Consider the following 26784-nt stretch of genomic DNA (forward strand, 5'->3'; position numbering starts at 1 on the left):
GGGTGGCGCCGGCACAGAAATTACAGCTGGTTCAGGCCTTGCAGGCCAAGGGCGAGGTGGTCGCGATGACCGGCGACGGCGTCAACGACGCCCCCGGCCTCAAGCAGGCCTACATCGGCATCGCCATGGGCGCCGGTGGCACCGAGCTGGCGCATCAGGCCGCCGACATGCTGCTCACCGACGACAACTTCGCCACGATCGAGGCGGCGGTGGAAGAGGGCCGAACCGTGTACCTCAACCTGCGCAAGACCATCGCCTTCGTGCTGCCAGTGAATGGCGGCGCCTCGATGACGATCCTGCTGGGGGCGTTGCTCGCCACCCCTCTGCCGGTCACGGCATTGCAAGTGCTCTGGCTCAACATGATCTGCTCGCTCACGATGTCGATCGCCCTGGCCTTCGAGCCCGTCGCCCCCTGGCTGATGCAGCAGCCGCCGCGACCACCGCAGCAGCCATTGCTCACTGGCAGCCTGATCCGCCGCGTGCTCGTGGTGTCGTTGTTCAACTGGATGGTGATCTTCGGGTTGTTCTTCTGGAGCGAGCAGCGGCTGGGGGACCTGGCCCTGGCCCGCACCATGGCGGTGCAAGGGCTGGTGCTGGCCCATCTGGGGTATCTGGTGAGCATCAGCCAGTGGGGCACCACACTGATGGCCCTGCCGCGGCTGGGCTGGCGTGCTCTCGCCACGGCGCCCGCCGTGCCGCTCGGGATCGTCGGCACCGTGGTGGTGCAGTGGATCTTCAGCCAGACGGCATCGATGAATCGCTTCTTTGGCACCGCCCCGCTCAACCTGGAGCAACTGGGGATGTGTGCCCTGCCGATGCTGCTGATGCTGCCGGTGGCCTGGCTGGGGGAGCGCCTCGATCCCACCGATGAGCACGTGGCACCGGGCCCGGTCTCCGGCAGGACGGTTCGTTTGGGAGCCTGAGATCAGCCGCTGTGGCATCGACGTACGCGGTCGTTCTCGCAAGCTGCGCATCAACTACCGCACCACCGAGGAAACCCGCGCCTGGGCGACTGCTGTCTTGGAGGGGGTCGACTTCGACGACCTTGATGGCGGCAACGACCCCAGCAGCGATTACCGCTCGCTTCTCCACGGCGAGAAGCCCGTGCTCCGGGGTTTCGAGGACCCGGCTGACGAACAGCGCTTCCTACAGGACTCCCTCACCCAGCTTCGCGGGATCGATGGCAACCTCGCCTCCACCTGCGTCACCCTGCGGACCAAGTCCGCCCGCGACCGGATCGCCCAGACACTGGAAAAGGCGGGGTTCCCTGTTCGGCTGATTGAGACCAATGAAGCCGATGATCCCAGCGATCCTGTCCTGCGCGTGGCCACGATGCATCGCGTCAAAGGGCTGGAATTTGACCAGGTCTTCATCCCCGAGCTCACGTCCGACCAGATGCCCTATCGCGTGGAGGTGAGCAGGCGGCCGGATCAGGTCTCGCGTGAACAGTTCGAGCAGCAGGAGCGATCCCTGCTTCATGTGGCAGCCACCCGAGCGAAGAAAAGGGTGGTCGTGACCTATAGCGGCAAGCCATCGTCATTTCTGACGCCGGGAGGCTGAGCTACGGGGGAGAGCACGCAGCATTCAGGCAGGGTGTGCCTCGCCGTCTACCTTTGGCTGCCCAGGCACCTCAGGGCAAATCAAATCCGCCGCCTGCCGCGCCTCGCTGAGCACCTGGAAGAGCACCTTCGGCGATTCCTTGAGCAGCACGATCCAGTTGCCGAGATAGGCGGCATGGCTCTCGATCTCGCTGCCGATCTCCAGCCGATCACCCAGCAGCACCGCCCCTAATTCGGCGACCAGCTCCTCACGGGCATAGCGCGCCTTCCTGAAGGCACCACCCAGATCGCGCTTGAGGCGGGATTCGTGGCCGGTGGAGTGGATCTGCTCATGGGCCGAGGCGGCGCAGAACGCAGCGGGCGAGTGGAAGCTGGCGCGATCGGACAGCTGGATCCGATCGATGCCGAGCAGATAGCAGGCGCGATCCCCGCCAAAGCTGACCGGCACCGGCCAGGCAGCCAGCACCGCTTCTGCCTGCCGCTTCCAGGCGCTCAGGCTCCGGCTTGCGCTCCACGCCTTCTGCTGCCTGGCGGGCTTCCACCAGGCCGGGGAGGGTCGGGCCCTCGAGATCGGCGGCATTGAAGACCGCCACTGGCCGGTAGCTGGCCCAGCTGCGCAGGGTGACTTCCCCGCCAGCGCCTGGCTCTTCGCGGATATGCAGCTGGGGCCGCAGGATGTGAACCGCCTTGCTGCCCTTGCAGGGGAAGATGCCGAGCTTCCTGACCTCGGCAAAGCCGCACCAGAACGGCAGGGCCTATGCCCGGATGTCCAGGCCGAGGGTGAGCAGGATCGGGTTGGCGCCGCGGTAGCGATGGCCCGAGAGCAGATGACGTGATGGCCGCCACCGTTGCCATCCCAGGGCCGCCGCCAGGGGGCTGATCCGGTCTCCATCAGCTCGATCAAGGAGGCGACGATCTTTTCTTCTGCCGTGGGGCCATCGAAGGATTTGTGTGAACGGGACTGGGACGCGGCCATGAACGGCAAAGCGCGGGACGCCCGAGTGGTGCCTCGCGAAGGCAAGGGCGGCGACGGCGCCTGTCGCCGATCCGCAGCCTCAGCCCTTGCCCGTGGAGCGACCATGAGGAAGCCCGCGCGTAGCGACCTCACAGCTCAGGTGAACCCGCGTGACAGACGGGGGTGTTTTGTTGCTGATCAGCGGTCTATCCACTCTCCTGCTTCCCTTCACCGCGATGCCGCTCGTTTATCTGGCGCTGGTTCTCACGGCTGCGACATCCGCTGGAGCGCAGACTCTGGTGTCGATGCATGGATTCTGCTTCCGCTCACCCCTGCCCCTCTCCGTGCCGCAGGAGGTGGGGCTGGATGCCTTGCTGGTAGCCCATCCGCCGCAGGCGAAGCCAGGTGAGGAGCTCTTCACTCTGACGGTCGTGCGGTTTCCGCCCGAGGTCACCGACACCAAGGCCGGCATGACTCCTGCCGAGCTGCGTGACTATGTGAAGGTGGTGTTCCTGGCGGGGGCGCGCGGCGACGGCCAGCCGTTGCGCCGCCGTCTGCTGGGGGAGTGGGTGGAGGGGGAGTCCTTCACCACGTCGATTCCCACTCCATCCCATGGGGAGGTCTTTGCCCTGCGCCGCCGTGACGGCGACTCGGTGGCGCTGGGCTTCAAGATTCGGCAGGACTGGCGCGAGCAGGGCGGAGCCCTGATCGACGCCATCACCGCCAGCCTGCAGGACGGGGAGGGGCGATGCTCCCAGGCGGAGCTTCAGGTGCCGGGACAGCGCACACGGCCGATGCTCCCGTCCACGCCCACTGTCTCCAACGTCAGCCGCTGACCCGTGCCATCCAGCCGCAGGCGGAGCGGATGGAGCCAGGTACTGCCCTCCCCGGAGAGTTCCGTGATCACGGCGATCTCATCTGTGCCACCGGCCACCACCGCGAGCACGAGTCCGCTGCTCTCGTAGAAGCTGAGCCGGCCGGCCTCGATCCGAAGCCACGACTCGTCGGTCGGCCCCGCCTGGCAATGCCGCAACTGCGCCATCCAGAGTCCCCGGAAGGGTGCGGGGATCTGGGTCAATCGTTCGGCTGCGTCCGCGGCGGGGGCAGCGCCAAGCAGGGCGACAAGAACGAGCGCACAAGCCGTATTCGTGACCAGCATCAGCGGCAGCCAGCGGGAATGTCCATGCTCTTGCGTCCCGATCCGGCGGGCGCCCCGCATTAGAGCTGATCCGATTGTTGGAGGGGTTGAGGCTGAGTCAAGGCCCCACGGTCGGCCGCTGGTCTGCATCCAGTGACCCAGCCCCAACAAATCTTCAAGCGACAGCGGCGGCATTCGCCGCCACAGCCCGATGGCCCAACAGCCCGCGGGTGGTCGCCGCGATCTCCCTCTGGCTCGCCCTGGGCAGCCGTTGATGGCGCCCGCCCCCATGCCGCGCCAGATCAGCCCCCAGGCTGGAGTCCCGATGTCGGGTGCCAGTGTCGATCACCAGCAGCTCCATGCCCAGGCGGCGGATCGCTGCCGCAATACCCAGCACTTCCTGGCGCATGCCCTCAAGACCCATGGGTTCCGGGCCTTCCCCCCCCGGGCCGTGGTCCGCGGCGGAGGCCAGCGAGCGGCTGAGCGACACATTGGCGTTGCCGTCGCTGATCAGCACGATCAGAATCTCGCCCACATCCTTGGACCGGCGGGCGTTCTCTCCCAGCCGCACCGCTTGTGCCAGGCCATGGGCCAGCGGCGATCCGCCGCCACAGGGGAGGCGTTCGAGCCGGCGTGAGGCCGCAGTGATCGAGCGGGTGGGGGGCAGCTGCACCTCGGCCCGCCGGCCACGGAACGTGATCAGGGCCACCTGGTCGCGGCTGCGGTACGCCTCGCTCAGCAGCTGCAGGGCGGCGCCCTTGGCGGCCTGCATGCGGTTCAGGGCCATCGAGCCCGACGCATCCACCACGAAGATCACCAGCGCTCCGGCCTTGCGGACCAGCTGCTTGACGCGCAGATCATCCTCGCGCAGCAGCAGCTTCGGTCCATGCCACTCCCGCCCACCGCGGCGCGAGTTGCCGAGGATGGCCCGGCGGCGCGCCCGCTGATGCGGCGCCGCGGCCCGCAGGGTGGCGTCGATGGCCACGTGATGGATCGGCCCGTGGGGAATTAACGGCTTCACGTAACGGCCCCGGTCCAGCGAGCGCACCAGTCCTCCACCGCCGGCCTTGCCGTGGCGCCGCTTGCCGCGGGCGGCCTGGGCCAGCAGGTGCGGATCCAGCAGCACCCCCTCCGGGGAAAACAGATACGTGTCGGGAATGGCCTCGCTGATGGGTTCTCCCGTGGCGGGCTCGGGCGGTGGCACCTCCTGCTCCGGTGGTGTCTCGCTTCCGGAATCGCCGGGCGGCGCTGCGGGCGGTGGCGGTTCCGGCGCGGCCTCCGGCGTTGCAGCGACCGCGGCCGAGCGGGGCAGGATCACCAGTTCCACGGCCAGGCGGAGATCACCGGCATCGACGAGTCGTCGCCCCTGCAGGGAGGCGTGGGCCCGGGCCACCCGCGCGGCGAACAGATCGGCGCGATGCCCCTCCACGCCGGCGCGGATCGCTTCCTCCACCAGGTAGCGCAGCTGCTGCTGCGCCAGGCACACCCGTGGAAGCAGACGCCGCCCGGCGGCGATCCGTCGCTGCAGTTCCTCGAGCCCCGGTCCGAAATGCCGCCAGAAGGCCTGCGGATCGGCGGCATGCTGGAGCACCCTCGCCACCGCCTCCACCCGCTCGTCCAGCTCCAGCGGGGTGTCGGCGGAGAGCACCATGGCCAGACGATCGATCAGGTGGGCCCGCAGTTCCCCCTCAGCGGGGTTGTAGGTGGCGATCAGCAGGGGACGGCAGGGATGGCGGAAGCTGATTCCCTCCCGCTCCACCTGGTTGAAGCCACCATCCACCACCGTGAACAGCAGGTTGGCGATACCGGGATCCAGCAGGTTGAGCTCATCGACGTAAAGCACGCCCCGATGCGCCTCGGCCAGCAGCCCCGGCTGGAATACGGCCCGTCCCCGCCGGATCGAGGCGCTCACGTCGACGGAGCCCAGCAGACGGTCTTCGGTGACGCCCAGCGGCACCTGCACAAATGGCGCGGGAACCAGCGCGCTCACGGGTGTGCGGCTGATCGTGGCGCGGTGGGCGATAGTGGCGTCGTCCCAGTTCCCGGGGGCGGACGGGTCGGCATTGCAGCAGGAGCGCCGGATCACCCGGATCGGTGGCAACAGGGCGTGCAGGGCGCGGGCCAGCACCGATTTGGCGGTGCCCCGCCGTCCGGCGATCACGATCCCGCCCAGGCCCGGATCCACCGCCAGCAGCAGCAGGGCCGTGCGGATCGAGGCCTGCCCCACGACGGCATTGAGCGGAAAGGCATGACGGGGAACGGCGCAGGGCGAAGCGGCAGAACAGGGGCCAGCCTGCGGGAACACCGCCACTAGGGTCCGGCCGCCACGGGCACCCCCTCCAGCTCGGCGTCGGTGAGGTCGTAGAGATTGCGGAGCTTGTCGAGCTTCTCGGCCGGGGCGTTCCACAGACCGCGGCTGCTCGCCTCCAGCATGCGGCCCACGACGTTGCGGAAGGCTTCTGGGTTGGCTTCCCGCAGCCGCTGCGCCATCGCCGCATCGAGGGCGTAAGTGTCGGCGGCCTGGTCGTAGACCCAGGGGTCACGGAAGCCGGAGGTCCCTCCCCAGCCGATCAGGGCCGTCATCCGCTGGGAGATCTCGTAGGCCCCGCCTGATCCCATCGCCGCCATCGACTGAGCCCACCGGGGATTGAGCAGCTTGGTGCGGTACTCCAGGCGCAGCAGTTCCTCTAGGTCACGAGGGGTGGTGTCGCGCGAAAAGGATTCCACGAAGCTGGCCGCCACACGGCCGTCCGGATTGGAGTCCCGCTGGGCCACCTCGGCGGCGCGCTTGAGGCCGCCGGTGTTGGCGTAATACTCCTGGATGTCGGTGAGGCCGTACTCCACCGAGTCGATCTGCTGCACCACCCGGTCAGTGCTGCGCAGCAGAGCGGCCAGCACCTGGGGGCGGGCCTGACCCTTGTCGGCGCGGCCGTAGCTGAACACGTTGCGGTCCTGCCAGGTGCCCGCGAGCTCTTCACCGCTCTCCCAGTTGGCATCGGTGACCCGATCGTTCACCAGCGAGCCGAAGTCACCGGCGGGGTTGGAGAACAGGCGGGCCGTGGGGTTTTCGATCCCCTGGGCTTCCAGCGCCCGGGCATGGCGGCGGATGGCGTTGCCCTCCTCCGGTTCGGCTGCTGTGGCGGCGCGGCGGAACAGGTCATCCAGCAACTCGACGATATTCACGAAGCTGTCGCGGAAGATCCCCGACAGGTTGACCAGCACATCGATGCGCGGGTGGTCGAGGGTGTCGAGTGGCTTGAGGTCGTAGCGCACGATCCGGCCAGTGCCCTCCTTCACCGGTTCGGCCCCCACCAGCTCCAGCAGGATCGCCAGCGATTCGCCGCGGGTCTTGATCGCATCGAGGCCCCAGAGCATCACCGCCACGGTTTCGGGCCAGGCGCCGTCATTCTCGGCCCGGTGCTTCTCGAGGATGCGCAGGGCGATGGCCCGGCCCCGGGCCATCGCCCCAGGTGAGGGCATGCGGTAGGGGTCCAGGGCGTGGATGTTGCGGCCGGTGGGCAGCACGCCGGGACCGTCGCGCAGCAGGTCACCGCCGGGGGCAGGGGGGACATACTCGCCCCCCAGGCCATCGAGCAGATGGTCGATCTCCTCGGTGCTGCGCTCCAGCAGCTGGCAGACCCTCAGGGCATCGAGCAGGCGCTGGGATTGCTCAGCTGACAAGCCGGGATGGAGGTGCTCGAGCTCCGCCGCCTGGGCGCGCAACGTCGGCTCATCAGCGGCCGGGGTCAGCCGGCTGATCGCTTCCAGCAGCTCCGGTTCGAGGGCCTCGCCCATGTAGGCCTTGAGATAGCCGAGCCGCTGCTCCTGATCCGGCGGCCGGCCGAGCGTGTGAAGGCCGCTGGAGAACAGGCGGCTCTCCAGCAGCTGCAGGTAGCCGCTGAGCCGCACGACCCAGGCGTTGAAGGCACCTTGGTCGGTGGGGGCGTTGTCGGGTGCGGGGCAGTCGGCATCGAGGCCACTGTCACTCACCTGCTTGAGGATGCCCTCCCGCAGGGCTTCGTTGCGTTCGGGATCCTCCCGGTATTCGGCGATCAGATCCCGCAGGGCGATCAGCTCCCGGTAGAGGCCTGCGCGGCCGTAGGGCGGCACGTTGTGGGAGACGATCACGCCGTAGCCGCGCCGTTTGGCCAGCATCGACTCGGACGGGTTGTTCGCCGCATAGACGTACAAATGCGGCAGGTGACCCACCAGCAGGTCGGGCCAGGAGTAGCCCGTGTTTCCCAGGGGCGAGCCGGGCAGCCACTCCACCGTGCCGTGCATGCCGAAGTGCAGCACCGCGTCGGCCTTGAATCCGTGCCGCAGCCAGCCGTAGAAGGCGGCGTACTGGGGGTGGGGGGTGAGATCCCGCTCGTACATCAGGCGCATCGGATCGCCCGCCACCCCCAAGGGCGGCTGAACCCCGATCCACACGTTCCCGAGCCGCACACCGCCCAGGAGGAAGCGATCCCCGAGGGTGCGGATACCGGTGGACGTCAATGGCCCCCACTGCTTTTCGATACGAGCGGTGTGCAGCGGTCCCAGCCACTGGCGCAGCGTGTCGGCCGTCACGGTCACGCTCTCGGTGTCTTCAAAGCGCTGCCCTTCGGGAATGCGGGCGATCCAGGCGTCGTCGGCGTCCTTGACTTGGCGGATTAGTCCTTCGCCACTTGCCGGCAGGGAGCCCACGTCGTAGCCCTCAGCCTCCAGCGCCTTCAAAACGGCCATCAGGGAGTCAGGCACGTTGAGCAGGGCGGCGGTGCCGGTGGCGCCATAGCCTGGCGGGAAGCCGTAGAGCACGATCGCCAGCCGACGCTCGGAGGCAGGTTTGCGGCGCAGGACGATCCAGGCCTTCAGGCGCCCGGTGAGCCGCCGCAGTCGATCGGGTATCAGATAGATCCGATCGCCCACCAGCCCCCCCAGGGGCACGGGATCAATGGCGCCGTCCATTTCGGGCAGAGCAAACAGCACCACGCTCTGCAGTCCGCCGATACCCTGGCGGGTCCAGGAGTGCAGGTCCTGAATGAGGAGCGGCGCAGAGACCAGATACGGAACGTTTTTGGCTCGCAGGATGCGCTGCGCCACCTCCTCGCGGCGGCCCGCCTCCATCGAACCGGCCGGGCCGCCCACCAGGGGGAAACCGATCGTGGAGACGATGGCATCCACGGCCACCGCTTCCCGGCGGGCGCCGCTGTCCGGCTCCGCCTGGTCGGCGGCCAGTTCCGTGGCGCTGGTCATCCAGTCGCGTACGGCCATGTGCCCCTCCACGCCGTTGATGAACACCGGCAGAGGTACCAGTTCAGCGGCCTCGAAGGCCCGGATCAGCTGGGGGATGTATGGCTGGTCCGTGATCACGTGCTTGCGGTAGAGCAGCAACCCCACCACCGGCCAGTTGCCCTGCCCCGCGGCGCTCTGGGGCCGCGTTTGTTGGAACCAGGCCAGGTACTCCCGTGGTGAGAGGAAGAAGCCGGCGTGATCGGGATGGAGCAGGCCGAGATTGGGCGATTCCCTTGGCGGCGGGATCGCCCCGGGCCTGAGGCCGAGGCCGTGGCGGGCCAGGTAAAGGAACAGGGCAGCCACGTTCTCGCTGCCACCGGCGTTCCAGTAGCCGTAGAGGATGAGCCAGTGGCGCAGGTCCTGGGCCTTGCGGAAGGGCAGGAAGCGCAGCAGCTTCGGCCCCACCTTGAGGAAGCCGATGTAGCCGGCCAGCTTGTCCTCCTCCCGTCCGCTGCCGAATTTGGCCAGCAGCGCCTGGATCGGCTTGGGCATGCCGGCGCTGCTGCCACCGATCGTGAATCGTCCGAACCGTGTGAGCTCCATCAGCTCGATCGCTGACTCGAACACCAGCCGGATCGGAACCGCCGCGGCGTGCTGGCGCAGCCACTCCACCTGGTCGAAATCGAAGATCAGGCTGGCGAAAAAGGCATCGGCGCTCTCCAGCGCGGCCGCCACCTCAGCCGGCCGATCGCTCAGGTCACGGTCGCTGAACACCGTGATCGAGAGCTGCGGGCACTGGGCCATCGCCCGTTCGGCCGCCTGGCGGTAGAGGCCGGCGTTGAACGCCTCGAAGCCGGCCAGCAGCACGATCCTTTTCATGGCTGGCCCCTCGCAGCGCATTGTTTGATTCTGCTGCGAACCTGATCCCCCTTGGGGCAGGGGGCATCAGGGTGGATGCAAACGACGCGGGCAGGGAGAGGTCATGACCACAACCCTGGAAAAGCCAGCAACGCTGCAATGCGCCTGCCCGGGCTGTCACTGCACGGTGAAACAGGACAGCCCCTTCCGCGTCGGCGCCTTGCTGTTCTGCAGTGTCGTCTGCGCCAAGGGGCACCCCAACGGGGAGCCCTGCCATGCGAGCTGCGGCTGTGAATGCCACGGCTGAGGCTTGAGGGCTGGTTGGGGCTGGCTGGCTTGGGCTTCCGGCTGATCGGCCCCTGTGACGCATTCTGAGCGAACTCAGGGGAGGAAGGCGTGGCCACTCCGCTCAGAGAGCCTGGAGAAGGCTGCAGGTCAAGTCCTCGGCTTCCACGACTCTCGCCCTTGAGTATTCAGCGCACCAGCAGACCAATCGGCCCGAGCACCAGGAAACCGCCGGACAGGGCCAGCCTCCCAGGACCGATTCGGCAGCAGCTCTGTTCCCTCGGCTCCACAGGCGCGGTCACCTGACATGACTTGCCGCAGGGCTCCCTTTCCCACCGGCGGCCGCAGCGACGGGGCGGCACCCTCTTCAGGATGGGGCATCGCTTCTCATCGATGTTGCTTCTCAGCCCCCTCTGCCCCCTCACGGCCGCCAAGATCGCCGGCCTGCAAGCCACGGTGCTGCTGCTGCTCACCATGCTGATCAAGGCTCGGATCCAGATCAAGGCGGCTTCGGCGTTGGGATTGTTTCTGCTGGCCCTGCAAACGCTGGTGTTTCTGGCCGCCGCTGGCGCCCTGGGCCTGGCGGCTATCGCCGCTCTGGCCTTTGCCCTAAACCGCCGCCAATCGCAGACGGCGTGACGACGCTGCCGCCATGGCGGCCCCTTTTGCGGGCTGCCCGCGAACGAGAAGGCCGCTCACCAGCGGCCCGCTGGTTGCAGCTCGCCACAGTCGCCCCCGATGGCACCCCACGGGTGCGAACCCTGGTGTTCCGGGGCTGGGCTAATGGTTCCGCGCTTGATCTGCTGACCGACGGCCGCAGCGCCAAACTGGCCGAGCTCCAGCAGCAGCCTGCTGTGGAACTGTGCTGGCTGCTGCCCAAGGCCCGCTGTCAGTTCCGCCTGCGCGGTGCGGTTCTGACGTTGCCCGCAGATGTGGAGCTCGACGAGCGGCAACGCCATTGGCGACGCCTCACCCCGGCAGCCCGCGCGCTCTGGGGCTGGCCCGAACCCGGAGCATCATTGGATGCCGCAGCGTCTTTCCCGGCTGAGCTCGCGGACAACACCCCGCCGCCGGAGCATTTCCAGCTGCTGCGCATCGCTCTCGAGCAGGTGGAGTTGCTGGAGCTCGGCGGTCATCCACATCAGCGCCGTCGATGGCGCCGCCATGGCGGCTGGATAGAGGAGCGCCTGAATCCTTGAAGGGTTGAGCTCGCAGGAGTCCTCAGCTTGCGCGGCCGCGCAAGGGCTTAGCAAGCCGGCCCGCCGCAGGGGATGAGACGCCACGGGGCGTTGGGTTCTGTGAGTACTATGGGCGGCCCTTGACACTTGGCGTGCTGGCGCTGGCGATCCTGCGCTTGCCACCTGTGGCTGTTGCTTCCCAGTCCCGGCCCCCCACCTCTCCCAGTGGTGCGGCCTACTCCAAGCTCTTGCCAGAAAAGAGACTGGTGGGCTCCCTGATCACCCGCTTCGAAGCGGGCACCGCCACCGGGTGGCGGGAGTGTGGCACTGGCGACACCGATCACGTGAATCGGCTCCACGGTCATCGCTACAGCACGCCAATCCGATCCCGCCCGCCCAGCGCCTCCGGGCTGAGGACTGCTCAACTGCTTCTTCCAGCTGTATTCAGTAAACTCGGCGCTCTAGGACGTATCGCAGTCTTCGGAATCGCCATTCCGCATCCTTGTAAGGGCGCCCAAGTGATCCGAGTGGTGGGTAGCTCACGATCTCAAGTAGGTCCCAATAGTCCTTGGGGCCTGGGCCGACGATGCTGAGGCAGGGATGCCCCTCTTTTTCGCTGTCGCTCCGAAGCATCCGATAGGAGAGAATGCATGATTTGTGATCGTTAAACTGAACCGACCATCTTGCACATTGCCGGATGCGTTTTTCGGAGTAACCGGAGATCAGTCCTCCAGGCCCCCCAAGATCCTTTGGGGTGAGGGTCTTCTCGTCGGTAACTGGTGTTAGCTGAGAATGCGTGCAGGCGCTAGAGATATGCGGATAGGGGTAGGGTTCAGGTATTCCAGCTGCTTTCCCGCCCTCGATCGGATCCTGATCGGAATTACTAAGCTGCATGGGGGGTCCGACACAAACCCTCAATAGGCTACCGAGAGCAGCAGGATGCACCAAAGCGCCCTGCAGGACTCTCCCCGGATTTCCCCTCAATGCGAAAAGGGGCGCTCCAGATTCCCTCCGCTGCAGCGCTGCTCATGTTGTGAGCGCTCCTCGAGATAGATCTACCCACGGCAAAGCGCCGCGCGGCTCAAGCTTCATAACCTCTTCCGTGCGGTCTGGCGCCACAACCACTGGCCCTGGCCGGCACCGGGTGGTCAGGGCGGCTTCCGACGATGGCATTCAAGAACTGAGAGCCTGGCTTCTGCGCGCGGTGGAGGGGACACACCCGCGCCAGAAGACCACTTCCCAATTGGTGGGCATCGATTGCCAGGGGTGTTCGGCTTGTGGCCACAAAAGCTGCAGGGGCTGCAGCTAGAGCTGACGCCTGGCGACCTGACTTCGAAGGGGCCCGGCTCAAGCACTCCACCAGTGCAGAAAAAACAATGGAAATGGAACAGTCAAAATCCGAGGAACTCGTCCATTGTTTGCTGCTTGCAGGCACATTGATCGGGGTACAGTTGATTCATGACAGGTCGATCCGGCCCGTCCAGCTGTTTTCTACAACCAGAATGTTCACTTCAACCACGCGAGAGGTGGCGGAATTGCTGCGTGTCAGTGATGCCACCCTGCGGCGTCTTCGTCAAAGCGGTGTCCTACGAGCAGGCATTCATTACCGAGCCATTGGGATCGGGACGCAGCGTCCTCCTTTGCTCTGGAACCGCGAGAGCGTTGAAGAAACGTTGGCCAAGCGCTCGCGGCGCGTCTTGTCCTGAGGAGAAAGGCCTCTCCGCCGTCCAGTGCAACAGGGCCAGAAGCAACGCTGCGAGTGAATAGTGGAAAGAACCAGACCACCGAGCGCAGCTGCGCCCCGGGACGAATCCAAAGAACCACCCCAGTGGCAGCTCCCGGTGCCACAACGAAAAGGGGGCAACGCCAGCGACTGGCGCAGCCGTCTGCCGGAGCTGGCCGGCCTGCCCCTCCTTCCATGCGGCGCCGGCAAGGACTTCAAGGCACCGATCGACCCGGCCACCCGCCGGGGCCTGACCGACTGGCAGACCGCCACGTTCAGCCCCGAGGAGATCGCCGTAATGAACGGCGTGGTCCGCTGCGTCGGCACCCGTTGCGGCCCTGATGCCGCTGGCCTGCTGGTGGTCGACGTGGACGGCGCCAGCGCCGCCAACTGGCTGAGGGCCAAGGGCTGCGATCCCGACACCCTGCAGAGCTGGCGGATCAACCGCACCACCGACGCCGACCGCTTCAAGCTCGCCCTGCTGGTGCCCAAGCCCCACTGGCCCGAGCTAATCAAGGGCAAGGTCAAGATCACAACCGGCGCCGCCGAACAGATCGAGTTGTTCTGGACCAGCGGTCAGGTGCTGCTCCTGGGCGAACACGTCAAGAGCGGCGGCAGCTACGGCTGGACCGGTAGCCCCGAGACCGTGGCCACTGCCGCCGGCCCATGGCTGACCCTCGCCCTAGAGCTGCTGGGCCATCATCAGGCCGGCGCAGATCCCATGCCGCCGCCGGCAGCCGTGCCCGATGCCGTGCCCCTGGAGGCACTCCTGGGCCGCGATCAGTCCGCCGAGTTCAAGTCAGGCGTTGGCGAAGGTGGCCGCAATGACACCGCGTTCCGCCTGGCAGTCGGACTGCTCACCGCCGTCGATGCCGCCGCCGCCGCTGGCCTGCCCGTTCATGGCGACCCCGAGCCCCTTCTCCTGGGCTTCGCACGCCGCTGCAGGCCGCCACTGCCCGAGCGCGAGGCACTCAACTGCCTGCGATCCGCCGAGGGCCAGCAGCGCACCCCTGACCGTGGCCTGAAGGACCGCATCCGCTACCAGCAGCGCCGCCAGCAGCCACGACAGCAGCCACGGCGGACGCCGCCACGGGAGCCCGTGCCGCTGCTGAAGGCGCTCGACCCCTGGGCGGTGCAAATGATCGAGGAGGGTGAGCAGCGGTACAACCGCAGCGAATCGGCCTGGTGCCTGGCGCTCGCGATTGTCACCACCATGCGGGCCGCTGCTGAGGTCGGCCTGCCGATCAGCAGTGATCCCGAGGCCCTGATGCGGCAGTTCGCTCGCCGAACATCCGTGTCCGGGGGTTTTGACGATGAGGCGCTGGCTTGCCTGGCGGAGGCAAAAAGGCCGTCAGCCAGTGGGGAGCAATGGGGCATAGCCGACGAGACGCGGCAGCGGGTCGAGTGCCTGCTGCAGGGGAAGGACCCCGATGAAATGCCGGAGCCGGAGGCACCGAAGGGCCAGCGGGGGGCAGCCGCACCGCAGGACGGCAGCCAGGCACGGCTCCGCACCTACAGCGAACTGCTCACCGATTGTCTTGACGCCGTCCGCAACGGCGACGCCGACCGCGAGATGGAGACCCGCGCCGAGATCATCAGCCGGTTCCGCAGGAAGGAAGAACAGATCACCGCAGCACTGTTCCGCCTGCTCACCGAACAGGAAACCGGCCAGCCCGCGGGATCGGCAGAGGGATGCGACGCCCTGGACCTGTCCAACATCGAAGGCATGGACGCCCAGGTAGACGGCTTCCTGCCGGCCAATGACCTGGCGCTCAACTATGCGACCAAGGGCGCCGGCAAGACCGTGGCGGGACTCGGCCTGTCCTTTGCCGTGATCGACGGCACCGGCTTCCTGGACCATTCCAAGCCGGCGGAACAGGGCCCTGTGCTCTTCATCGCCAGCGATTCCGGCGCCGCACCCCTTAAGGCCGCCATGCAAGACCTTGGCCTGGCGGACCACCCCGCCGTGCAATCAGGCGCCGGCCAGCAGTTCTATGTCTGGGCCCACGACGCTGCCCAAGGCATGGCGGCATGGGGCGCAACCATCAACGGTTGCGTTCGCCTCCTCGATTTCGTCAAGGCCAAAGGTATCCGCCTTGTGGTGATCGACTCGGCCAAGACCGTATGCGCCAAGGCAGGGATCAGCTACCTGGACAACGACACCGTCGGCGCTCTGCTGACCTTCATCAAGGAAACGATTTGCGTTCACGCCTCGGTGCTGATCATCAGCCACGACGGCACCGAGAAGGGCTCCCACAGCGGCGCCAAGGCATGGGCCGAGATCCCCTCCATCGTTCACAACATCACCATGGCCCCCGACGCCCCGGACACCCGGCTGTGGCGCGTGGTGAAGAACCGCATGGGGCCCACCCGGGAGTTCCGCTACGAACTGACCGAAGAAGGCACCCTGGCCACCATCGCTGGCGTTGAAACGATCCAGGACGCATCCGCCGCCGTCCTGCAGGTGCTCACCGAGGCATGGGGCAATGGCGTCCAATCTCTCAGCCGTCGGGCCCTGGTGGATGAGATCGGCCAGCGGTGGGGGCTGGCCCAAAAGACCGTGGCCAACACCCTCACCCGGATGGTGCGGGCCAGCCGTCCCGAGGTCTGCCGGCTGTCCGGATCGAAAGGCTTCTACAAGCTCGCGCCAAGGCTGACGGAACGGTTGACGGAACGGAAAAACGATTCCGCCTCGGGGGGTGCCCCCCCTAAAAGGAGGGACAGTAGTAATTCTCCTGTCCTGGACAGCGATGTGCCCTTGTCCCGGCTTGTCCCTCGGGACGTCCCGAGGGACAACGGCAACGTGGGCGATGGTCCCGAGGTCCCGACCCCAAAAACGGCCGGGACAAGGGCAGACGCCCGTCAGGGCAACGGTTCTGGCCAAAGTCCCTCCCTGGGGGAGAGACACCCCTATGGGGACGGAACGGAAACGGAAACGGAACCGCCCTGGCACTCGGTCGCCATGGCCCTGCAGCTGGAGCACCCGGGCTGGCTGCCGCCGCAGATCGCCACCCGCCTTGGCCCTGACTTCCGCCACGTCGACGGGCGGATGGTGAAGGCGTTTCTCGTCGGCATCACCCCGGCGTGATCCGCCCCGGCCCGCCGTTGCGCCGGTCCCAAGCCAGCGGCAACCCTGACCCCCTCGATCGAGAACCTGACCGATGAACCGAGCTCAGCGCCGCCGCGCCCAGCAGCTTCCTGTTGTCAGCACCCGAGCCTGTCCCTGCTGTCGAGAAATCTCCTTCAACTGCCCGAATCCCCGCTGCGCCCACCCCTACGAAATGGAGCTGCCAGCCGACCAGGAGCCCCCAGGCTCGGCCGGCTGCCGCTGCATCCGCTGCGGCGCCGAGTTCACGCTTGATGTGATCGGCTGGGTGAACGCCAACGACCCGATTCGACAGAGCCTGGAGAAGGCCTTGCTGGTCAGGGAGGAGGACCGCCCATGACCCACCACCCTGCTCCCCGCTGTGGTCGTCGCCGTCGAAGCCGTGGTCGAGGCCCTGGGCCCGCTGCCCCGCCGACACCGGTCGACCGCACCCCGACGGCTGAGGAGATCAACGCGAACAGCCGGGAGATCACACGGGAGGGCTGCTTGAGCAGCCCTGTCATCACCACCACCACCGAGGACCAGCCATGACCACCACCACCAATCGCCAGCAGCAAGCCATCGACCGGCTGCATCTGCTCACTGACAAGTACATGCAACTTGTCTGGTACGCCCGCAGCAGGCCTGCTGATGATCCGACATGGGAGACCTACCCCTCTCACATCAAGGAAGGCGCTCTTAACGGCCAGGCGCGAGTGGAAGAACACTTCCCCGACGAAACCGACAGCCTGGCTTGCCCCGATAGCGGCGACTGGGAGCACGGATTTAACAGCGGCATGCTCGCTGCCGCACGCCTGTTGCTCAGTTACCTCCACCCGCATGCTGACGCGGCGGAATGGGATCAACAGATCGAAGACGCTGAAGAAGAGTTCCCTGAGCTGTACACCTGATCGCCATGCTCTCCACCGCCCGCCGCAAGACCCTGCCGCCATGCAGGCCCTTGTCCTGGGCCGTGGGGCTTCGTGGTGTTCAGCGCCATGGAGCAGGCCAGCGCTGCTGCGGGTGCGCTGAGGATCAGCCTGCGACCACGACCAACCAGCCGGGAGCCGTCGCGACCGACCATCTGGTGGTGCACATCGCCGAGGGGCCCGGCCGCCGGGATGACGCATGGCCTCACGCGCTTCACCGGCTCAAGCGCAACGCCTCCGAGGCTGCCAATGATCGACAGGTATCACCTCATTAATCTGGGGAGCTCGCATAGCTAACCCCCAGAAAGAAAAAGGTACTTTCGGAGAGGGCAGGGGCCTGGGGGGTATTTTGCCCCCGATTTATCGCTAGCGGCAGAAAAAATACCCTGAACAGGTTGCACTTTCCGGCCCGTATAGCGCCCCATTAGATATACCGGCCCCCTCCCCACATTCTGCCGGCGCCGATGTTCAAGCAACCATGCAACCTGTTCAGGCAACCGGGGGCAAGGTTGCAACTCGGCAGACTGATCCCATGGCAGTGATCTCACTCTCCAGCGCCGTCCGCCGCTACGGCATCAGCCGCACCACGCTGTGGAAGCTGCGGAAGGATCACTTGCTGACCGCGCCGTGGCTCACCCCGGACGGGCAACTGGAGACTCACCCGCCGGGGAAGATGACGCTGGAGAAGGCGCTGGAGGCGCTTGTGCGACCGCAGTACCGGGGGTTATGCCTCGCCGGTTGCAGATCGCCCCAGCCGCGATCGCTGGAGCTGCGATGGCGTGGTGAGGGCTGCCCCCCCCCGCCCGATCCGGTGCTATCACAGGGAAAATCCCCTGACCTATGAGACGTTCTGCTGCCGCTGTTGCGCTGGGTGTGGCCTTGGGCCAGGCACCATCTCCAGGTTTGGCGAGGGATTGGGTGTACTACCGCGATGCGCTATTGGGTCCCGGTCGAAACGAACTAATGACAACGTGTTCATTCGGTCGCCAGTACAACGCTCAGGGATACAGCTTTTGGGATTATCGAATTCGCAAGGCCGTTGAGGCGGGCCGAAGGGAAGAATACGGCGCTGAATACGACAAGTTTAAGGCTGGCCAAACCGCTGCAATGAATATTGTTTGCCCCGACGTCCGGTAACCGCGTACCTGATCCCGCCACAGGTACGCAAGGCCCTGGGGCCCTGCCGGTGAGACTGCGCCATCGCCACGGCTGGGTTCTGGGCCCTGCCGCTGAGACTGACCGCTGGTGATCGAGGCCATCGGTGGGGCTGGACGTGGCCAGTCGCTGGCCAAGACGGGGTGAGACCTCCGAATGGGTGATCGAGCATCCCCCATTCGGGTGAGTGTCGCGGTGCTGTCGTGCCATCACCGCGACACCATTGACAGCAGGCCGCCTACCCGCTTGCGTGCTGTCAAGCCATCACCGCGCCATCAGTGACAGCACCCGATACCACCCCAGCCGACGTATCCATCAAGGAGTTGGAGACCCGCTGGAAGCTGAGCCGCAATGGCCTGAAGGCCCGCGCCCGCGCTCTCGGTGTGGAGCTGCGGCGGGTCAGTTCCACCCTCACGGTCTGGCCCGGCGAGTTCCTGGAGCTGGGCGAGCGGCTGCATGAGCACCTAGATAAAAAGCAGCCCATGGGCACCTTCCCAGGCTTGGCGCCTACGCCTGGCAGTGCTGGCACTGCTCACCCGCTGCCATCAGTGCCAGCACCGGCTGATCCCTTGGCCCGTGCTCGGGCGCTGGCGGCTGCAGCGGATGAGGACCTTCCACTGGTGAGCGATGAGCTGGCCGCCGTGCTCGGCGTGCCGCCCGAAGCGATCGACAGCCTCAAGAGCGGCGCCATGGTCCGTGGCTTCCGGCTGCGGCGTGGTGGCGGTCGTGGAGCGGCGGGCTACTGGAGGGTGGAGAGGTGCTGGCGTGCCAGCACTGCGCCAGCACTGACAGCTGGAGGTGCTGCCACTGATGGCACCGTGCCAGCACTGATGCCAGCCAAGACCCACCGCGCTGTTGGTTTCGGCGCCGATGTGATCGAAGCCCGCTTCGAGGTGCTGCCCCCTGGGCCCTCGCTATTTCCTCTGCCCCGTTGCTGATTCCATCCCATGAACATGCTGATCGACCTCCTCGCCCGCCTGCTGCTGCTGCTGCCGAACTGGTGCGCGCCGTGGTTCCCCGATCCGGTGCTGTGGCGAGCCATCGCCTTGATTCACGGTGAGGAGGAGGCCGCCATCGCTCAGGCCCGCATGGCGCTGCGGCTGCGGGAAATGCGCGAGGCCGTTGACGCCATGGAGCAGGAAGCCGACCGCCGCTGATGCGCCCTGGACCTGAGCGGCACCTTCGCGGCACCGGGAAGGCCCGCTGCTCAGGAGGATGGAAACCGTGATAATATCACGGTTAGAGGCCAGGGCGATGGCGGCACCAGCGCGGGGTATCTGGCGGCGCTGAAAGTAAGACAACAACGTCATACCCTGCCCCGCTGGAGTAACCCCGGCGGGGCTTTCTTCATGCCGCTGCCGGTAGCGTTTGGAGGGCGATGATCGCCCCCAGAATTGAAGCGAAACGACGCCGTAACCGCCTGGCTGAACCATGCCGGCCGTTACCCGCTGCTGACCGCCGAGCAAGAAATCAGCCTGGGCCGCCAGATCCGCCGCTGGCAGGATTACGAGGGTGGCCCTGACGCGGCGCCCGCGCCAATCCGCCGCCGTGGCATCCGGGCACGCGATCGGATGGTGGCTTGCAATCTTCGCCTGTGCGCAGCGGCGGAGCGCCGATGCGCCAGAGGTGGTGAGCAGGCCGACAGGCTGCAGGCCGCCGCCCTGGGGCTTATCCGCGCCGCGGAGCGTTTCGATCCTGAGCGTGGATACAAGTTCTCCACTTACGCCTACTTCTGGCTGCGAAAGGGGATCACGCGGCTGATCGAAACCAGCCCCAGTTCGAGCGGCGTGAGGATTCCGCCCACCTGGCGCGGCACTCCGGAGGGTGGAATCTTCGAGCGCCCGGCCATGCGGCTGAACCATGGCCAGGTTGGTGCTGACGGCCTCGAAGGCCAGTCGCTGGTTGATGCGCTGCGGGATGATCGCCCTGCGCCAGACCTGGCCTGCAGGGAGGCGCTGGAGGCCATGCTGGCAGCCGACCCCGATGGCCTCGCGCTGCTGGAGCTGACGCATCACGAGGGCCACAATCAAACCGAGCTGGCCGCCCTCGAGGGCACCCACAAAACCGCAATCAGCCAGCGGATCTGCAGCGTCCGCCAGCGATTCCGCCGGATGCCTGAGGTTGCTGCGGTGCTCGGATAGGTAATACCTGGCCGGGGCAATCGGTCAGGCTCGATAGCCTGTAGTGCAGGCCGCGATGTGAGCGACTGCGCCGTTCTTCGCTTCGACATCTGTGGCAACTACGACCAGGCCCCCGCTGTATTCGTTGGCGGCGCTCGTGCGCAGCCAGTTACGAGATCCCGAGTTGCGAGTCACCCCCGGCGAGGGCAGCCGGGAGTTAAAGGTCGCCGAACAACTCGCCGCCGCCAATCCATCGGTGCGGAAATCTGGCGCGCTGATGCTGCCACCACGCGCCGCAGTCGTCCCGACCGCGTTGGCGACCGACGGGGTGATGCTGGCCGAAATCCTGCGGCCGGAAACCGCCCTGACCCGGCTGGGGGCCCGCCGCCTGGAGCTGCCGATCGGCTGGGGTGGGTCGCGGTCTGTTTCGCCCAGCCGGGTGACTGCGGGCTGGACTAATTACATGCTCGCCGAAACCGAAGAAACCCGAGAAATCCAATTCGGCAGCTCGAATGTAACGCCTAGGGAGTGTTCAATCACGACCGAAGTCACGAGGCGTTTCCTGGCCGATGCCGTGAGCGCCGAGGAGATGCTCCAGGCTGTCATGCGTTCCGCGATGGAGTCTGAACAGGAACGGGTCCAGATTGTCGGCAGCGGCAGCGGCACCCAGCCCCTGGGCATCCTGCGGGCCGCCCAGGCCGGCGCCATCGCCACCAGCAGCGGACCGCTCACCTACGCCAGCCTGACCGCTGCCCTGCAGGGGAGGCTGGATGCCGGCGCCCGCCTGTCCCGCTGCGGTTTCCTGCTGCCCCAGGCCGACTTTGACGACCTGGCCGCCCTGGAGCGCACCGGAGGCCACCCCGCGCTGGTAGAGCGCCCCGACGGCGGCCACACCCTCGCCGGCCGTCCGGTGGAGTTCAGCGAATGGTTGCCGAGCGGCCACGCGGTCGCCGGCGAGTTCAGCCAGTGCGCGCTGGTGTTCATGGGCGCCGAGCAACTGCTGGTCAACCCCTACAGCCGGATTCAGCAGCAGATTACAACAATCTCCCTGTATTCGACCTTCGATGCCTGTATTGACAGGCCGAGTTTGCTCGCCGTGGTGATGCCGTGATCCTCAACTTCTGGCGGTCCCTGTTCAAACCAACCCCGCCCAGGGCCCGCCGCCGCCGCAGGCAATTCGCCGCCGCACCCGGCAGCCACCGACCACAACCCGTCAACAACATCTTCAGCACCATGGATCAATCCGTCATCGACCAGCTCCGCGCCGAGGGCCGCAGCGAAAACGAAATCGGCACGATCATCGAGGCCGAACGGCACGCCGAGGCCCGCCTGGAGCGCTGGCACGAGCGGCAGGAGCAGATGAAGCGCGAGGCCGCCGCCTTCGATCGGGCCGAGGAGCGACGGCTCGCCGAGGCGCGGATGCTGCAGCAAGACGCCATGGCCAGCGCTCAGAGCCGGAGGGCGAACCGGTGAGACGCCCCCTGATTCTGACCGGCCCGCAAAGGTCCACCCGAAGGTGGCTGGCGCGGCGATGGGATGAGCTGGCCTGCACCGCCGAACGCCTGGCCCTGGCCGCCGAGCTGGCCGAGCTGCGCCAGCAGCGCCGCCGCACCTGGGGGGAGCTGTCATGACCGTGACGGATTCCATCCTGCGCGCCATCGCCGCTGAGCTGGCCCCGGTGGCCGAGCGCGCTGGGGCGACCCACCCCAGGAACGTCGCCAGGCGAGCGGTGGAGGCCAAGCGCTTCGAGCTGCACTCGCTGATCCATGAAATCTGGACCGACACCGAGACCAGGGCCGAGCGGTCGAGGGCCAGGGCGGCGGCTGAGGCTGCCGAAACTGCCGTTAGTGGCTGAGCTGCACTTGCCACCACATATGGCGCCGGTAGCCTGTGCGAGCGGTTACAACCCCTCCACCATGACGACAACCTCGCCCCGCAGGGAATCGAGACGCCAGGGCCCCTACCTGGGGGTCCGCGCCACTCGTGAAGAACTGGCAGCCATCCGCGCCGCCGCCGCTGAGCGCGGCACCACAGCAAGCGATCTGACCAGACAGGCCCTGATCGCCCTGGGGGTGCCCATCAGCCGCTGACCCCAGACAGCAGAAAGGGGCCCCTTTCGGGGCCCCAATCTGAAAAACCTGCTGACCCCACCCCGCCGACCAAAGCAAGGGGATCAGCCACCTACACCACCCGGAGGACCGACTGATGACAACCAAAAAACCAGCATGGGGCCGATCTGATGGCGAATGATTCCGACGGAACCATTCTAGGCGCCCCGTATCAGGCCGAAGCCAGACCGGGAGCAGGCCCCCACGGTAGCGCGTCCGTTGCGAATGGCACGGCCACCGGCTTCCGCTCCGCCCATCTGGTGGCCCCTCCACCATCCCGTCGCCGAACCCGCGGGGAGATGGATGGCATCAGGAGCGCCATATACGAAATCCTGGAGGCCGAGAATCCGGCGACCGTTCGCCAGACCTTCTACGCCCTGGTCTCCCGAGGGCTGATCGGGAAGTCTGAGCGGGAATACAAGGGAACCGTCGTCCGTCTCATGACGGACATGCGCATCAGCGGTCAGATTCCCTGGGGCTGGGTGGCCGACAACACCCGCTGGATGCGGAAACCCAGCACCTTCGGATCGCTAGGTGAATACCTGGAGGCCGGCGCTGCTGGCTATCGCCGATCACTCTGGGCCGATGCACCCGAGAGGGTGGAGATCTGGCTGGAAAAGGACGCGCTCTCAGGAGTGCTCCAATCAGTCACGTCTGAATTCGACGTGCCGCTCATGGTGACGCGTGGTTATCCGTCGATCACCTACCTGAAGGACGCCGCGGAGCTGATCTCCGCCCATGCGTTTCGTGGCACTTCCACCCAGATCTACTACTTCGGAGATCACGACCCATCCGGCTGCAACATCGACATCACCGCTGAAAGGCGCCTTCGGGAGTTTGTAGACCTAGACCTACAAGGCAGTCGGCTGTCATCAATCGATGCTCTCACCTTCCAACGCGTCGCGGTGTTGCGCCATCAGATCGAGGCCTTCGGTCTGCCCACCCGACCAACAAAGGCAACCGACAGCCGATCAAAGGGCTTTGAAGGCGAATCGGTCGAGCTGGATGCCATCAGCCCCACCATGCTCCGCCAGATGTGCCGGAGCTGTATTGAGCCACATATAGACCTAGACCTATTGAGCAAACTCCAGCAGACCGAGCAGCTGGAGCGCGAGGCGCTCTCCCAATTCGCCCGCCACTGGAACATCGGAGGCGGCCTCTCATGAGCGCCGAACGTGACGCCTTCAGCCGGCTAGAGCTTGCCAGCCAACTCGCAGAGGGCGAGCTTTACAGCCCGAGCCAGGCCAAAGCCAGCGCCTACTCCGCCCGACTGAAGGCCTACCTCAAGACCGTGGGGCTCCCCACCGGAGAGGCCAGCACCAACGGCAGCAAGCCGCCGCGCCCCACACGTGAGGACGTGGCCGCCAGCATCAGGAAGGCCACCATTGACGACGGAAAAACCGGCGCTGAGCTGATCATCCTCGTGCAGCAACTGGCCGAGGCATCAGGGCTTCATCCCGCAGCCGTCCAGCAGTTGGCCGCCGAGGTCGAGCGCGAACGTACCGCCGCCGATCGGATCGCCGCCGAGGTTCGCGCAATTCATGCAGAGGCCGACCGGCTGGAGATCCAGTCCGCGCTCACCCTCCAGGCCATGCTCCCGGCGAGGGTGGCTGATGCGATCGAGGCCCGGACCCGTTACCTCACCGTGACGGGCCCTTCCGCTGTGGTCCCGTTCCTCGCCGGTATCGCCGGACTAGCAAAGCTTGGTACCCAGGTAGTGGGCTCCGCATCATCCGGGCTGATCGTTCCCATCAATCTCTACGCCGCCCTGGTAGGTGCCAGCGGCGTCATGAAGACCCCCGCCGGCACCCTGCTGATCAGCGCCAACTACTCGCCCCTGGAGGCCGAGCTGGCAGCCGGCTACAAGCGGCAGGTTGAGGACTGGAAGGCCGAATGCCGTGAGATCAAAAAGGGTGGCGAAAAGCCCGACCCGCCGCAGCGACCCTCAATCATCACCAGCGACACAACCGGCGAGGCATTGACCGCCACCCTCCAGGAGAACGAATCCCGTGGCCTGGGGATGATGCTCTATCGGGACGAGCTGGCTGGACTGTTCGGGTCGCTGAACGCCTACCGCGGCGGCAAGGGTGGCGATGAACAACAGCTACTCGAATTGTTCGACGGCCGGGGAATGAAGTCCCTACGGGTCAGCGGCACCCGCTACTACAGCCGCGCTCAATTCTCGATCTACGGGACCATTCAGCCGGATGTGCTCAACCAGTTGGTGGCCGGAGGTGATGCCTCAGGCCTTTGGGCAAGGTTCCTGTTCGTCCCGGTCCCCGCTAAGGCCGTGATGCTTCCCGAGATCGACGACGACCGCGAGGCCCTGGCCGCTGCTGCCGAACTGGAACAGATCAGCCGCACCGTCTACGCCATGGCGGCACGTCCCTACCGGCTCAGCCCCGACGCTGCCGCCCGGTTCCGCGCCTACCACTACAGCCGCCAGCAGGCCGTCCTGGGGGCTGCCCTGGGAGCGCATGGGGCGCTCTACGGCAAGAGTTCCGCCAAGGTGCTCAGGGTGGCCGGTGCGCTGCACCTCGTGGCCATCGCAGCCGGTGAGGCGCCATCAACCGGGCCGATCGGGGATGACGTGCTGGAGCGGGCAATCCTGCTGGTGGACAACCTGGACGCCTACGCCCTGGGCATCCATTCCGCCGCCGCTGGTGACGGACCCTCAGGGCTGATGCGAACCGTTCAGAGAGTGGCCGAGGCCGCCGCAATCCCGGTCACTGCCAACGACATCAGCAAGCGGCTCAGCGGCAAGCAACGCAAGGAAGCCGGGACCGCCGGAATCCTTGCCGCAATGCAGGCCCTGACAGCCGCTGGCTACGGGGAGATCGAGACCGGCAGCAGGGGAGCGACCCGATACCGGGCCACGGAGACCCTCCCATGAAGGGTGGTTGGGTGGCTGAAGGGTGGCTGCGCAGCCACCCTTCAAAAGCCAGTCAGGGACTACGTAGTAGGGGGAAGGGTGGTTGGGTGGTTGTTTTTTCTGGTTTTTCTCGTGATCCCCCAATCCGGTGGCTTTGCATTCGCAGAGACGCGAAAACAGCCACCCAACCACCCTTAAGGCCAGATCCCTTCCAGCGCAAGGGATCTGAAGGGTGGCTGAAGGGTGGCTGGCAGCCACCCAACCACCCTTCCCGGCCCGCCGCCAGCGGCACCCCTGACCCCCTCGATCGTGAACCTGATGGCCAGCGCTCCCGTGAAAGTCCCACCCCTCGCCCCTCCGATCGCCGCCGCCCTGGTGCTGCTGGGACTGAAGCCCAACCGGCTGCCGCGTACGGCATCGCGGCTGACCTTGCTGGTCAAGGCGCGCAACCCCGCCAGCGAATGGAGCTGGGACCACGCGGCGGCCTACCAGTTGCTCCAGCGCGAGGTGATCAGCCATCACCAGCTCAAAGGCCCGCCGGCCGCTCCGAGGAGGGTCCAGCCGTGACCCACCCTCACGCCCAGCCCCCTCGATCACGCCGCCGCCGAGGGCCACGCCCAGGCCCAGGGGCTGCCGCCCCGCCGGCCCCGATCGACCGCAGCCCGACCGCCGAGGAGATCAACGCCATCAGCCGGGAGATCAGCAGCGAGGGCGGTTGGTGCCCTCCCGTCATCACATCACCTGCGAACGACCAACCATGACCACCACCACGACCACCGCAGCCAAGACCCGCACCAAGGCCACGCCGGACCCCTGGATTGTGGAGCTGACCACGGCGCCCCATTGGCGCTGGAAGCTCACCGTGCCCCGCGCCGTGCTGGCCCAGCATGGACACCACACCATTGCGGCCCTACTGGCCCAGCACGGCGCTCACCCCGTCTGCCTGGAGCAGTTCGCCATGGGCCGCTGCGCATGGGTCGCCCTGGGCAGCATGAGCGCAGCCAGCGCCGCTGCAGGAGCGCTTCGAGGGTTTCAGCCATGACCCTGCCGGTGATCGAGGTCGCGCAGCTGGCCGATGGTTCGCCCCGGCTGCGCATCACCCTCTCCGAGGATGAGCACAATGCTCTGACGCAACTGCTCAGCTACTGCGTGGAGCTGCACCGATCGAGGATGCCTGACACCAGCCCGTTGATGTACGCCGCGCCGCTGATCCGGTCGCTCTACCCCGACGCCGCGACTGACGGCAGCGCCCGGTCAGTTCACTTCGGCCGATGGATCTCAACCCGCTGAATCTGGCCGCCGTTGATATAACTTACCTGCCAGACCCCTTGCGGCGCAAGGGTCCTCCTGGGCGGGGCGCCACCCCCTGCGGGTGTTTCGCCCCCAATCTATATCCAGTTACAGAAAAAACATCCTGAACAGGTTGCACAATCCGGCCAGTATTGCACCCCCGTTAGCTATACGATCCCCTTCCCCACCATTCTGCCGGCGCCGATGTTCAAGCAACCATGCAACCTGTTCAGGCAACCGGGGGCAAGGTTGCAACTCGGCAGACTGATCCCATGGCAGTGATCTCACTCTCCAGCGCCGTCCGCCGCTACGGCA

27 protein-coding genes are annotated in these 26784 nt (G+C 66.5%); 23 read left to right on the forward strand and 4 right to left on the reverse strand.

What is annotated here, in order from left to right:
* Together KBY78_RS03575 and KBY78_RS03580 are read left to right on the forward strand one after the other, a co-directional pair.
* Positions 1-923 (forward strand): HAD-IC family P-type ATPase (locus tag KBY78_RS03575; RefSeq protein ID WP_255142392.1); only part of this gene is annotated, 923 nt, incomplete at its 5' end.
* Entirely contained in the window at positions 868-1560 is a 693-nt protein-coding gene (locus KBY78_RS03580; protein WP_255142393.1) for a 3'-5' exonuclease, read from the forward strand. The genes KBY78_RS03575 and KBY78_RS03580, both read left to right, overlap by 56 nt.
* A gap of 24 nt (positions 1561-1584) precedes the next feature.
* Here KBY78_RS03580 and KBY78_RS03585 read toward each other — a convergent pair whose 3' ends face one another.
* A complete protein-coding gene (locus KBY78_RS03585) occupies positions 1585-2025 on the reverse strand; it encodes a zincin-like metallopeptidase domain-containing protein (protein WP_255142394.1) in 441 nt (146 codons plus the stop codon).
* Between the two features lie 725 nt (positions 2026-2750).
* Between KBY78_RS03585 and KBY78_RS03590 the strand changes: the two genes are divergently transcribed.
* A complete protein-coding gene (locus KBY78_RS03590; RefSeq protein ID WP_156776559.1) occupies positions 2751-3350 on the forward strand; it encodes a hypothetical protein in 600 nt (199 codons plus the stop codon).
* On the opposite strand, the gene KBY78_RS03595 is transcribed toward KBY78_RS03590, so the two are convergent.
* From KBY78_RS03595 to KBY78_RS03605, 3 genes are all read right to left on the reverse strand, one after another.
* Complete coding sequence (locus KBY78_RS03595; protein WP_255142396.1) at positions 3281-3673, reverse strand: hypothetical protein; 393 nt, start codon at positions 3671-3673, stop codon at positions 3281-3283. The two genes, KBY78_RS03590 and KBY78_RS03595, sit on opposite strands and share 70 nt — an antisense overlap.
* A gap of 154 nt (positions 3674-3827) precedes the next feature.
* On the reverse strand, positions 3828-5957 hold the full coding sequence (bchD, locus tag KBY78_RS03600; protein ID WP_255142421.1) for a magnesium chelatase ATPase subunit D: 2130 nt from the start codon (positions 5955-5957) through the stop codon (positions 3828-3830).
* A gap of 5 nt (positions 5958-5962) precedes the next feature.
* Positions 5963-9745: a cobaltochelatase subunit CobN gene (locus tag KBY78_RS03605; protein WP_255142397.1), complete on the reverse strand. Its 3783-nt coding sequence runs from the start codon at positions 9743-9745 to the stop codon at positions 5963-5965.
* Between the two features lie 103 nt (positions 9746-9848).
* Between KBY78_RS03605 and KBY78_RS03610 the strand changes: the two genes are divergently transcribed.
* From KBY78_RS03610 to KBY78_RS03705, 20 genes are all read left to right on the forward strand, one after another.
* Positions 9849-10031 (forward strand): metallothionein, encoded by a 183-nt coding sequence (locus KBY78_RS03610; RefSeq protein ID WP_255142399.1) that lies wholly within the window; start codon positions 9849-9851, stop codon positions 10029-10031.
* Positions 10032-10402: 371 nt separating this feature from the next.
* The gene (locus tag KBY78_RS03615) at positions 10403-10648 is read left to right on the forward strand and encodes a hypothetical protein (protein ID WP_006171003.1); all 246 of its coding nucleotides are present in this window, start codon (positions 10403-10405) and stop codon (positions 10646-10648) included.
* Entirely contained in the window at positions 10645-11208 is a 564-nt protein-coding gene (locus KBY78_RS03620) for a pyridoxamine 5'-phosphate oxidase family protein (protein WP_255142400.1), read from the forward strand. Before KBY78_RS03615 ends, KBY78_RS03620 begins: the two co-directional genes overlap by 4 nt.
* A 1256-nt stretch (positions 11209-12464) precedes the next feature.
* Positions 12465-12893, forward strand: a complete 429-nt coding sequence (locus KBY78_RS16255) for a helix-turn-helix domain-containing protein (RefSeq protein ID WP_255142401.1) — start codon at positions 12465-12467, stop codon at positions 12891-12893.
* A 135-nt stretch (positions 12894-13028) separates the two neighbouring features.
* A complete protein-coding gene (locus KBY78_RS03630) occupies positions 13029-15998 on the forward strand; it encodes an AAA family ATPase (RefSeq protein WP_255142402.1) in 2970 nt (989 codons plus the stop codon).
* A gap of 73 nt (positions 15999-16071) precedes the next feature.
* Complete coding sequence (locus KBY78_RS03635; RefSeq protein ID WP_255142403.1) at positions 16072-16356, forward strand: hypothetical protein; 285 nt, start codon at positions 16072-16074, stop codon at positions 16354-16356.
* A gap of 187 nt (positions 16357-16543) precedes the next feature.
* Positions 16544-16906, forward strand: coding sequence for a hypothetical protein (locus tag KBY78_RS03640; RefSeq protein WP_255142404.1), 363 nt, complete (start codon positions 16544-16546; stop codon positions 16904-16906).
* A gap of 1451 nt (positions 16907-18357) precedes the next feature.
* The gene (locus KBY78_RS03645) at positions 18358-19017 is read left to right on the forward strand and encodes a hypothetical protein (RefSeq protein WP_255142405.1); all 660 of its coding nucleotides are present in this window, start codon (positions 18358-18360) and stop codon (positions 19015-19017) included.
* A gap of 9 nt (positions 19018-19026) precedes the next feature.
* A complete protein-coding gene (locus KBY78_RS03650; RefSeq protein ID WP_255142406.1) occupies positions 19027-19236 on the forward strand; it encodes a hypothetical protein in 210 nt (69 codons plus the stop codon).
* Between the two features lie 237 nt (positions 19237-19473).
* Positions 19474-20220, forward strand: coding sequence for a sigma-70 family RNA polymerase sigma factor (locus KBY78_RS03655; RefSeq protein WP_255142407.1), 747 nt, complete (start codon positions 19474-19476; stop codon positions 20218-20220).
* A gap of 124 nt (positions 20221-20344) precedes the next feature.
* Positions 20345-21310 (forward strand): phage major capsid protein, encoded by a 966-nt coding sequence (locus KBY78_RS03660; protein WP_255142408.1) that lies wholly within the window; start codon positions 20345-20347, stop codon positions 21308-21310.
* The gene (locus KBY78_RS03665; RefSeq protein ID WP_255142409.1) at positions 21307-21672 is read left to right on the forward strand and encodes a hypothetical protein; all 366 of its coding nucleotides are present in this window, start codon (positions 21307-21309) and stop codon (positions 21670-21672) included. Before KBY78_RS03660 ends, KBY78_RS03665 begins: the two co-directional genes overlap by 4 nt.
* Positions 21669-21830: a hypothetical protein gene (locus KBY78_RS03670; protein WP_255142410.1), complete on the forward strand. Its 162-nt coding sequence runs from the start codon at positions 21669-21671 to the stop codon at positions 21828-21830. The genes KBY78_RS03665 and KBY78_RS03670 overlap by 4 nt, the downstream gene beginning before the upstream one ends.
* Positions 21827-22054, forward strand: coding sequence for a hypothetical protein (locus KBY78_RS03675; RefSeq protein ID WP_255142412.1), 228 nt, complete (start codon positions 21827-21829; stop codon positions 22052-22054). Before KBY78_RS03670 ends, KBY78_RS03675 begins: the two co-directional genes overlap by 4 nt.
* A 61-nt stretch (positions 22055-22115) precedes the next feature.
* Positions 22116-22289: a hypothetical protein gene (locus KBY78_RS03680; protein WP_255142413.1), complete on the forward strand. Its 174-nt coding sequence runs from the start codon at positions 22116-22118 to the stop codon at positions 22287-22289.
* Positions 22290-22438: 149 nt separating this feature from the next.
* Positions 22439-23473, forward strand: coding sequence for a hypothetical protein (locus KBY78_RS03685; RefSeq protein WP_255142415.1), 1035 nt, complete (start codon positions 22439-22441; stop codon positions 23471-23473).
* Positions 23470-25200 (forward strand): DUF3987 domain-containing protein, encoded by a 1731-nt coding sequence (locus tag KBY78_RS03690; protein WP_255142417.1) that lies wholly within the window; start codon positions 23470-23472, stop codon positions 25198-25200. The genes KBY78_RS03685 and KBY78_RS03690 overlap by 4 nt, the downstream gene beginning before the upstream one ends.
* A gap of 297 nt (positions 25201-25497) precedes the next feature.
* A complete protein-coding gene (locus KBY78_RS03695) occupies positions 25498-25746 on the forward strand; it encodes a hypothetical protein (protein WP_255142418.1) in 249 nt (82 codons plus the stop codon).
* A 190-nt stretch (positions 25747-25936) separates the two neighbouring features.
* The gene (locus KBY78_RS03700; protein WP_255142419.1) at positions 25937-26221 is read left to right on the forward strand and encodes a hypothetical protein; all 285 of its coding nucleotides are present in this window, start codon (positions 25937-25939) and stop codon (positions 26219-26221) included.
* Positions 26218-26469: a hypothetical protein gene (locus KBY78_RS03705; protein ID WP_255142420.1), complete on the forward strand. Its 252-nt coding sequence runs from the start codon at positions 26218-26220 to the stop codon at positions 26467-26469. The genes KBY78_RS03700 and KBY78_RS03705 overlap by 4 nt, the downstream gene beginning before the upstream one ends.
* The last annotated feature ends 315 nt before the right edge of the window (positions 26470-26784 follow it).

Source organism: Synechococcus sp. EJ6-Ellesmere, from assembly GCF_024345875.1.
Classification (GTDB): domain Bacteria; phylum Cyanobacteriota; class Cyanobacteriia; order PCC-6307; family Cyanobiaceae; genus Regnicoccus_A; species Regnicoccus_A antarcticus.